General features: G+C 66.6%; 7 protein-coding genes. 6 read left to right on the plus strand and 1 reads right to left on the minus strand.

From position 1 onward, the window contains the following. Positions 1-98 precede the first annotated feature (98 nt). Together ON45_RS15865 and purB are read left to right on the plus strand one after the other, a co-directional pair. On the plus strand, positions 99-1,376 hold the full coding sequence (locus ON45_RS15865) for an adenylosuccinate synthase (RefSeq protein ID WP_040494987.1): 1,278 nt from the start codon (positions 99-101) through the stop codon (positions 1,374-1,376). Further along, positions 1,373-2,674 (plus strand): adenylosuccinate lyase, encoded by a 1,302-nt coding sequence (gene purB, locus ON45_RS15870; RefSeq protein ID WP_040494988.1) that lies wholly within the window; start codon positions 1,373-1,375, stop codon positions 2,672-2,674. Before ON45_RS15865 ends, purB begins: the two co-directional genes overlap by 4 nt. Before the next feature lie 9 nt (positions 2,675-2,683). Here purB and ON45_RS15875 read toward each other — a convergent pair whose 3' ends face one another. Beyond that, positions 2,684-3,088, minus strand: a complete 405-nt coding sequence (locus ON45_RS15875; protein WP_148288724.1) for a hypothetical protein — start codon at positions 3,086-3,088, stop codon at positions 2,684-2,686. Between the two features lie 49 nt (positions 3,089-3,137). Here ON45_RS15875 and ON45_RS15880 point away from each other — a divergent pair, with 49 nt between their 5' ends. From ON45_RS15880 to ON45_RS15895, 4 genes are all read left to right on the plus strand, one after another. Then, a complete protein-coding gene (locus tag ON45_RS15880; RefSeq protein ID WP_040494990.1) occupies positions 3,138-3,953 on the plus strand; it encodes an acyl-CoA thioesterase in 816 nt (271 codons plus the stop codon). Then, positions 3,946-5,424 (plus strand): L-serine ammonia-lyase, encoded by a 1,479-nt coding sequence (locus ON45_RS15885; RefSeq protein WP_241432225.1) that lies wholly within the window; start codon positions 3,946-3,948, stop codon positions 5,422-5,424. Before ON45_RS15880 ends, ON45_RS15885 begins: the two co-directional genes overlap by 8 nt. A 63-nt stretch (positions 5,425-5,487) precedes the next feature. Further along, complete coding sequence (locus ON45_RS15890; protein WP_040494991.1) at positions 5,488-6,066, plus strand: orotate phosphoribosyltransferase; 579 nt, start codon at positions 5,488-5,490, stop codon at positions 6,064-6,066. A gap of 141 nt (positions 6,067-6,207) precedes the next feature. Continuing rightward, the gene (locus ON45_RS15895; RefSeq protein WP_241432226.1) at positions 6,208-9,609 is read left to right on the plus strand and encodes an efflux RND transporter permease subunit; all 3,402 of its coding nucleotides are present in this window, start codon (positions 6,208-6,210) and stop codon (positions 9,607-9,609) included. The last annotated feature ends 44 nt before the right edge of the window (positions 9,610-9,653 follow it).

Raw genomic sequence — 9,653 nt, forward strand, 5'->3', positions numbered from 1 at the left:
GCGCTCCGTGCGCGAACTGTTCACGAGATCGCAGGGGTGGACGGTCTGGCAAGTAGGATCTCGTCACGTTCCAGCCAGCGAGTCGCACAGGAGCGTGCATGCCCGTCACCGTCGTCGTCGGAGCCCAGTGGGGCGATGAGGGCAAAGCCAAAGTCATCGACCTGCTCTCCAAGGAGCACACGTTCGTGGTCCGCTACCAAGGCGGTCACAACGCCGGGCACACGGTGGTCGTCGATGGCGAGAAGTACGCCCTCCAACTGATCCCGTCGGGGGTGCTGTACGAGCACGTCATCCCGGTCATCGCCAACGGGGTGGTCGTCGATCTCCCCACGCTCTTCGCCGAGGTCGACATGCTCGAGAAGCGCGGCGTCTCGTGCTCGGAGCTGAAGGTCTCCAGTCGGGCGCACCTGATCTTCCCGTGGCACCAGGCGCACGACGCGATCGCCGAGGCGATGCGCGGCGACGACAAGATCGGCACCACGCTCAAAGGAATCGGTCCGGCGTACGCCGACAAGGCTCGCCGGGTCGGCATCCGCGCGGGTGACGTGATCGATCCGGAGCGGTTCGCCACCCTCGTCCGCGAGCGCGCCACCGCCGAGAACAAGCTGATCACCGAGGCCGGCGGTGACCCCCTCGACGTCGACGAGATGGTCGAGCGCTTCAGCGAACTGGGGGAGCGCCTCGCACCGTTCGTGTGCGACACGATCAGCCTGCTCCACAACGGACTCGACCGCGGTGCCCACGTATTGCTCGAAGGGGCACAGGCCACGTTCCTCGACCTCGACCACGGCACCTACCCGTACGTCACGTCGTCGAACCCGACGGCCGGCGGTGCGTGCGCCGGCTCCGGCCTCGGGCCGCGCGACATCGACCGCATCGTCGGGATCACGAAGGCATACACGACACGCGTCGGCGCCGGCCCGTTCCCGACGGAGCTGCTCGACGACGACGGCGAGACCCTCGGCCGCGTCGGCAAGGAGTTCGGCACGGTCACCGGTCGTGCTCGACGGACGGGCTGGCTCGACTGCGTCATGTTGCGCCACGCCGTCCGGCTCAACTCGCTGACGGAACTGGCGCTCACCAAACTCGACATCCTCGACGGGTTCGAGAAGGTGAAGATCTGCACCGCCTACCGCCGCAACGGCCAACTGGTCGACGACTACCCCGATCGCTCCGACATCCTCGCCGAGATCGAGCCCGTCTACGAAGAGCTCGACGGCTGGGGTACGGCACTGAGCGAGAAGCGTGAACCAGGGCAACTCCCGGATCAGGCGCGGGAGTTCCTGGACATCGTCGAACGGGAGGTCGGTGTGCCGATCAAGGTCGTGGGTGTCGGCGCCGAGCGCGACGACTATCTCGTCTGGACGTCGTCATGATCCCGCGCTACTCCACGCCGGAGATGGATGCGGTGTGGTCCGATCCGGCGCGCTTCGGCCGCTGGCTCGAGGTCGAACTCCTGGCCACGGAAGGCCACGCTGAAGCAGGCATCGTTCCGCAGGAGGCCGCGGAGATCTGTCGGGCCAAGGCCCCGACGTCCGACGAAGCGTTCGTCGAGCGGATCCTCGAACGCGAGCAGATCACCGATCACGACGTCGCCGCATTCGTCGACACCGTGCAGGCCGAGATCGACGATCCTGCCGGTTCGTGGATCCACTACGGGCTCACCTCGTCCGACGTCGGCGACACCGCACTCTGCTGGGCGATGCGGGACGCGACGGATCTGATGATCGACGCGGCCGGCGAACTGATCGCCACGCTGGTCCGGATCGCTCGTGAGCACGCCGACACGGTGATGATCGGACGCACCCATGGCATCCACGCCGAACCCACCACGTTCGGCGCCAAGGTGGCGCTGTGGGCTCTGCAGGTCGACCGGGACCGACAGCGCCTGCGTACCGCACGCGATGCCGTGTCGGTGATGAAGCTCAGCGGTGCGGTCGGGACGTACTCCAACATCCCGCCGGAGGTCGAAGCGTTCGTGGGCGATCGACTGGGGTTGGCGCCGGTTCCGGCGACTCAGGTCGTTGCCCGCGATCGCCACGCCCAGTTCCTGTATGCATGCGCCTCGGTCGGCGCCACCTGCGAGATGATGGCGGTCGAACTCCGCCACCTGCAGCGCACCGAAGTGCGTGAAGTGCAGGAGGGGTTCAAGCCCGGTCAGAAGGGTTCGTCGGCCATGCCGCACAAGCGCAATCCGATCTCTGCGGAGACGATTTCGGGACTGTCGCGCGTGCTGCGCGGCAACCTCTCGGCCGGAATGCAGGACGTCGCGTTGTGGCACGAGCGCGACATTTCACACAGCTCGGTGGAACGGGTGATCCTGCCCGATTCGAGCCAATTGGCCTACTACGTGATGCGCCGACTTCGGCGGCTTCTCGATGGACTGGTCATCATGCCCGAGCGGATGCAGGCGAACCTCGACGCGAGCTACGGACTGGTGTTCAGTCAACCGGTGTTGCTGTCATTGGTGCAGGGCGGAAAGACGCGTGACGAGGCCTATCGCATCGTCCAACGCAATGCGATGCGTTCGTGGGACGAAGGACTCGATTTCCGGACGCTGCTCGAAGCGGATGACGAGGTGGACGACAGCGTGCTCGATGACGCGTTCGACCTTCGCCGCAGCTTGTCGAACCTCCACCGAGTGTTCGACCAGCTCGAAGAGATCGGCGACTGACCGCCGGTTTCAGCTCGCCCGCGAGACTCCGGCACGTTTGAGGACCGCTGCGGGGACTCCCACGTCACGCCAACTGGCGTACGAGATGCTCTTGCTGTCGCTGTAGCTCTGTGCCACTTCGACGAACCTGCTCTCGAGCGCCTCGATGTCGATGGTTGCCGACATCGCTTCGAGTTCGGCCTCCAGATCACGCCGCTCCTGGATGAGCAGCAGTTCGCTCATCGGGTCCGCACTCGCCAGTTCCTGCTCGACGGCGTCGAGGCGCTTACGGACACTTTCGGGAGTTCGTTTCCGCCCGCGCTTCGGCTTGGTCGCGCGTAGTCCCTCGAGGTATTCACGAACGATTCGTCCCTCGGTTCGTCCCTTTGCGAGCGCTGCCTTGTGCTCGTCGGTCATCGGCTTCTTTGTGGCCATTCCCGAAGTCTAGGACAACGACCATTCGACCCAATAGCGTGCATGTCCGATGTTCGAATTGGTTGCACACGGACCCGACGTCCATGTCGGTGTCGGCCCGCAGTATCCATGGGGCGGGCTGTACGGCGGTCAGATCGTCGCCCAAGCCTTGCGTGCGGCGACGCTGTCGGTCGATGCCGAGCTCGAGCCGCACTCGATCCGTGCGTATTTCATCCGTCGCGGCGACCCGTCCGAACCGGTCCGCTACGAGGTCGACCGCATTCGCAACGGCCGTTCGTTCGCCACCAGACGCGTTGTTGCCCGGCAGGCGACCGGCGCGATTCTGAACGCCGAGAGTTCGTTTCAGCGCCCCGAGTCCTCGGTGGAACTGCAGACGGTCGAGATGCCCGAGGTCCCCCCGCCCGACGTGCTCGATCGCGAGTCGTGGTCGCCGTCGTTCGAGCGCGCCTCGGTCCCGGCACACCGAGTGGCGGACAGCCGACGTGACGGCTCGGGGCGCACCGTCACGTGGATGAAGGTCAACGATCCGCTCGGCGACCCGTTCGACCCCGCCGCCCAACTCCTCCACCGTTGTTGGCTCGCCTTCCTGTCCGACGATCTCCCGACGGATACCGTTCATCGCGCGCATCCGATGTCGATCGACGCGCCGGAGAACGACGACCACCTCTTCGCCGCGAGCCTCGATCACACGATCTGGTTCCACCGCCCGGTCATCGCCGACGAGTGGCACCTGCACGACTTCTCGTGCCTCCATTTCGTCGGCGGACGCGGGCTCGCGCTCGGGCACGTCTTCTCACCCGACGGCACGCATGTCGCCACGGTCGCTCAAGAGGTCCTCATGCGCGACACTCGCGACCGTGCCTGACGACGCGATCGTGCCGAGCGAATCCTCTGGCCCCGTCAGCGTGTTCGACATGCTGAAGGTCGGCGTCGGTCCGTCCAGTTCGCACACGCTCGGCCCGTGGCGAGCAGCCGAGCACTTCGTCGATCGCCTGCGGTCGAGCGGTCGGTTGGGGCAGCTCGCCGCCATCCGCGTCGAGTTGTACGGCTCGCTCGCGAAGACAGGACGCGGGCACGGAACCGGGGTCGCGCTGATGATGGGCCTCTGCGGCCATGATCCGGAAACCTGCGACACCGCCGAGGTCCAGCGCATCGGTCCGGAAGCGGTCGAGTCGGGTCGGTTGCTGATCGGCGGCGAACAGTCGGTGCCCTTCGTCCGCGACCGGGACCTCGCGTTCGACAGCACGGAGGTGCTCGTCGGGCACCCGAACGGAATGCGTTTCGTCGCCACGTTCGACGACGGGAGCACCGCCGACCAGGTCTCGTACTCCGTCGGCGGAGGTTTCGTCTCGCACGAGGGTGAGGATGTCGGCGACGACTCGGTCGACGAGACGAAGCGTCTGCCGTGCCCGATCGAGTCGGCGGCGGAGTTGCTCGCGTGGTGCGACGACGGCCGGTCGATTGCCGACGTGGTGCGGGCCAACGAACGGGTCTGGCGGACCGACGCGGAGATCGACGTCGACCTGATCCGGATTCGCAACGTGATGCGCGACTGCGCGTTCCGCGGCGTCTCGACGACCGGCACGCTGCCGGGTGGACTCGACGTCGCCCGTCGCGCCCACGATCTCCACCGAGCGTTGATGGGTCCGATCGAGATCGACGACTCGGCGACGTGGCTCGACAATCTCCGTCATGCCGACCTCGGGTTCGGCGACACGGTGCGGTTCGTGAGCTGTCTCGCCCTGGCCGTGAACGAGGAGAACGCTGCGTTCGGACGCGTTGTCACTGCTCCGACGAACGGCGCCGCGGGCGTGATTCCGGCGGTGCTCTTCCATCACCTCGCTCAACTCGATCCTGCCGAGTGGGAACGAACCGACATCGACGCCGAGTGCGTGCGGTTCCTGCTCGTTGCCGGCGAGATCGGTGCGATCTTCAAGAAGCGAGCGACCATCTCCGCGGCGATGGGGGGCTGTCAGGCGGAGATCGGCGTGTCGTCGGCGATGGCCGCCGCCGCACTCACGGAATGTCTCGGCGGAACCGTCGCACAATCGTTGATGGCTGCGGAGATCGCGATGGAGCATCACCTCGGTATGACATGCGATCCGATCGGCGGGCTCGTCCAGGTGCCGTGCATCGAACGCAACGCGATGGGGGCGATCAAGGCGATCTCGGCGACACACTTGGCGCTTGCCGGTGAGCCGGAGCTGGCGCGGGTCACGCTCGATGACGTGATCGACACGATGTGGGCGACCGCGCAGGACATGAATCAGAAGTACAAGGAGACCGCCGAGGGCGGATTGGCGACGCGGATCTCCGTGAGCGTCGTCGAGTGCTGACGAGGCCCGATGGCGATGCGTCGTTGTTCTCGGAGTGCGTCATCTCGATAGGTTCGGCAACCGATGAGTGACCTCCCTGAGCTGTCCCCGACTCTCGATCGACTGCGTGCGCACGTCCTGGAGCACTCCGTGAAGGTCGGCGACTTCGTCCTGAAGTCGGGGGCGCGCAGTTCGTGGTTCCTCGACACCAAGCAGACCGCCTGCCGTGCCGATGGAATCGTCGCCGTCACCGATGCGGTCGAGGAGGTCTTCGCCGACGTCCTCGCGACGACCGACGCCATCGGTGGGCTCACCCTCGGTGCTGACCCGATGGCGTACGGCGTCGCCGCGGTGCTCGGGACGCGAGGGCGCATGCTGCGCAGTTTCAGCGTCCGCAAGGAAGCCAAGCAGGGTGGGGTGACCGGGCGAATCGCCGGCGCGCTCGAACCTGGCGACCGCGTGCTGGTCACGGAGGACACGACGACGCGGGGGACGTCGCTCATCGAGGCGGCGGACCAGATCGAGGTGTACGGCGCGTCGCCGGTGTTCATGAGCGTGATCGTCGATCGGGGTGGAACCTGCGCGGCGATGGCGGCCGAGAGGGGCATCGACTACCGCCCGTTGCTCACCGCTCCCGACCTCGGGTTCGACTTCGGCACCTGACCGCGCGACGCAACGCCGCCACATCGTGGCGTGTGACGCCGTTCACCTCAACTTCACCGAAGCGTCTACGGTCTGATGTGCTCGACCGTGGGTCGGACGCGAATCGGTTTGCCGACCACGACGAACGAAGGACAGCGCGTGATGGAACAGTTCTGGCGAAACACCGGGGTTCAGCTCGGAAAACACTGGAAGGTCGTGGCCGCCGTGATGGTGGCGCTCACCGCCGTCCTCGCGCTCGGTGCCACCAGAATCGAGTTCGCGACCGGGCAGGACAGCTACCTGAACCCCGATTCGCAGATCGCGATCGACAACGTCGCCTTCCAGGACGACTTCGGCGGCGAGACGATCATCCTCCTGTTCTCGACGGAGGGTGAGGCCGACATCACCGATCTCTTCGAGGGGGAGAACCTCACGAAGCTCCAGGACATGACCGCCGAGCTCGAGGAGCTCGAAGGCGACGGCGGCATGGGCGCCGTCTTCTCGACGGTCACGCCGTACACGTCCCTGACGTACAGCTCGGCCCTCGTCGGCGGTCCGACGGGGACGCAGGCGCTCACCTCGGCCGTCAGCCGGGACGAAGCAGGTGCCGAGGCCCGCAACGAGGACATCTCGATCTCGCTGGCGCGCCGGGGCGCGGTGGGTCCCGACTCCGAGTGGAACGTCGGCAATCCGGCCTGGAACGAGGTGCTGATCTTCGACAACACCGGGTACACCCTCGACGACGCCGGCGACCCGGTCGCGCCGCCCGAGGACGAACTCGTCATCCGCAAGTCGCTGCGGGGAACCTTCCCCAACGTGGAGGGTGGCCCGGTCAACGGCACGGCGGTCGGTGGTGTCGTGCTCCTGGGCAACGCGAGCCTCGACGAACTGACCGAGGCGACCGACGCGGTCCTCGAGATCCTCGAAGATCCCGCATACGAGTTCGACGGTTTCGAGCTGACGGTCACCGGGTCACCGATCTACCTCGGTGAGATCAACGACTACCTGAAGGGCGGGATGCTCACGCTCGGGCTCGCCGCACTCGCCGTGATGGCCGTGGTGCTCGCGTTGATGTTCCGTGTGCGGTGGCGGCTGTTGCCGCTGCTCGCCGTGTTCATCGGTGTGCTGTGGGCGTTCTCGCTGCTCGGTTTGATCGGCATCGACCTGTCACTGGTGACGATCTCGGGGCTGCCGATCCTCATCGGCGTCGGCATCGACTTCGCGATCCAGATCCACAACCGGGTCGAGGAGGAGGTCGTACTCGACCGCGCGGAACACCCGATCGCCAACACGCTCGCGAACGTCGCGCCGCCGTTGATCGTCGCCACGATCACCGGCGTTCTCGCGTTCCTGGCGTTGCGGATCTCGAAGGTTCCGATGATTCGGGACTTCGGCGTGCTGCTCGCGGTCGGGATCGTGGTGCTGGTGGTCGTCGGGATCGTCGTGCCGGCGTCCGTGCTCGGCATTCGTGAGTGGACGAAGCCGACGGAGGAACGCGGCGACTCGCTCGTGGAACGCGCCGTGGTCAAACTCGGCGGTCTGCCCACCAAGCTCGGGCTGCCGATGATCATCCTCGCGTCGATCCTGTTCATCGGCGGCGTGCTCGTCGAGGGACGCACCAAGATCCAGTCGGATCCGATCCGGTGGATCGACCAGGGCAGTCAGACGGTGAAGGACATCGACCGTCTGGCCGACGAGACCGAGTTCGCCACCACGCTCGGTGTGCTCGTGGCCTCGAACAACGTGCTCGACCAGAACGTGGTGGACCTGATCTTCGAGTTCACCGTCGACGCCGAAGCCCGCGACGAGGTCGTCGCCACCTCGAGCCTCGTCGGCACGCTCGAGAAGATCATCGACGTGGACGGCGGCACCCGGATCGCACCGACCACCGCCGACGTCGTGATCGCGGCGCAGGCTGCCGAGGAACAAGCGCCGGCGATCCGTCGGGCGCTCATCAACGATCCCGTGGAACCGACCGCCGCGCAGGTCAACCTGCGCCTGGAACAGGACAGCCTCGAGGACCGCGCCGAACTCGTCGAAGATCTCGAAGACGATCTCCAGGCGCGGATCGACGAACTCGACATTCCCGACGACAGCATTCTGCGGATCGACATCTCGGAGGGGCAGGCGCCGATCAAGGCGACGCCGGCCGGTCTCGCCACGGTCGGGATCGGACTGTTGGAGAACCTCTCGGCCAACCGCGCGAACCTGACCTACCTGGCACTCGCCGCCGCTGCGTTGTGGTTGGTGCTCCGGTTCCGGAGCCTCAGTCGTGCACTGCTCGGGCTCGTACCGGTGCTGATGGCGGTCGGGGCGTCGTCGCTGTTCGTCGGTCTGCTCGGCTTCGAGCTGAGCCCGCTCACCACCGTGTCGGGACCGCTCATCATCGCCACGTGTGCCGAGTTCTCGGTGCTGATCATGGGCCGATACCTGGAGGAGCGGCAGCGGGGACTGGAACCACGTGTCGCGACGGACACCGCCGCGAAGCGCACCGGCCGAGCGTTCTTCACGTCCGCGATGACGACGATCGGTGGCTTCGCCGTGCTCGTGCTGTCGCCGCTCCCACTGCTGCGTGACTTCGGCATCATCGTCACCCTGAACGTGGCGATCGCGCTGTTGGCGGCCCTGGTGGCGATGCCGCCGCTCCTGGTGTGGATCGACGAGAAGGGCTTGCTCGGTACGCAGGAACAGGGTGTCGAGCCGGGGCGTTCCGTGCGCTTGGCTGCGATCATGCCGGGCAAACAGACGGTGGGCGCCGTGATCGGCGTCGTCCTGCTGATCGGCGTCGCGATCGGCGTCTACGCCACGGCCGACACCGATGGTGGCGAGGCCGAGGCGGTCGAGTTCGATGCGACACCGCTGCCCACGACCACGACGACCACCACGACGACGATCGCTCCGCCGGAGACCGAACCCGAGACCGAAACGGAGGATGGCGGCCCGGCGATCGACCCGTCGACGTTCGGGACCGAACGGCCGGCCACGGTGGTCGGCGGGGTGTTGTTCGATCTGCTGACCTCGCCGGACGTCGGCGTCGAACCCAACGTCGCGAACTGTGCGATCGAGACCCTCGCGTCGCGGATCTCCGATGACGAGTTGCTCGCGCTCGGTGCGGCCACGGCCGAACCGGCGGCGGTCGAGTTCATCGAGGCGGCCGCACTCGACTGTGGGATCACGCAGAATCAGGTCGATCGGGCGATTGCGATCCAGCGCGGCGAGGAACCGCCACCTGTCGAGCAGGAGACCGAGGAGGCCGATGGCACCCTGTCGTCCGACCCGGAGATCGACCCGTCGGGGTTCAGTGCCGATCCGCCGACGGATCCGATTCAGGGCACCGTCTTCAACCTGCTCGTCGGCGGTGGCGGTTTCGAGGGCCAGGGCATCGATCCGATGGTCGCCAACTGCGCGATCGAGACGACGATCGTCGACCACGGCGATGCCACGCTGACCCAGTTGGCAGCCGGCGACCCGACCGCGGTCGAGAACGTCAAGTCGTCGGTGGCGCGTTGCGGCGTCGCTCCCGAGGTGGTCGACGGAGCGCTCGCCGAGTTCACCGGCGGCTGACCCCCAACCCATCTCGTTCTCGTGAACAGTTCCCGCGCTCCGTG

Origin of the sequence: Ilumatobacter nonamiensis YM16-303 (assembly GCF_000350145.1) — a bacterium.
In the GTDB taxonomy this organism is placed as follows: Bacteria; Actinomycetota; Acidimicrobiia; order Acidimicrobiales; family Ilumatobacteraceae; genus Ilumatobacter_A; species Ilumatobacter_A nonamiensis.

Excerpts from the sequence above, each read along its gene's own strand:
- ON45_RS15865 (WP_040494987.1), top strand. The coding sequence starts at position 99 with ATGCCCGTCACCGTCGTCGTCGGAGCCCAGTGGGGCGATGAGGGCAAA.
- purB (WP_040494988.1), top strand. The coding sequence starts at position 1,373 with ATGATCCCGCGCTACTCCACGCCGGAGATGGATGCGGTGTGGTCCGAT.
- ON45_RS15890 (WP_040494991.1), top strand. The coding sequence starts at position 5,488 with ATGAGTGACCTCCCTGAGCTGTCCCCGACTCTCGATCGACTGCGTGCG.
- ON45_RS15880 (WP_040494990.1), top strand. The coding sequence starts at position 3,138 with ATGTTCGAATTGGTTGCACACGGACCCGACGTCCATGTCGGTGTCGGC.
- ON45_RS15895 (WP_241432226.1), top strand. The coding sequence starts at position 6,208 with ATGGAACAGTTCTGGCGAAACACCGGGGTTCAGCTCGGAAAACACTGG.
- ON45_RS15875 (WP_148288724.1), bottom strand. The coding sequence starts at position 3,088 with ATGGCCACAAAGAAGCCGATGACCGACGAGCACAAGGCAGCGCTCGCA.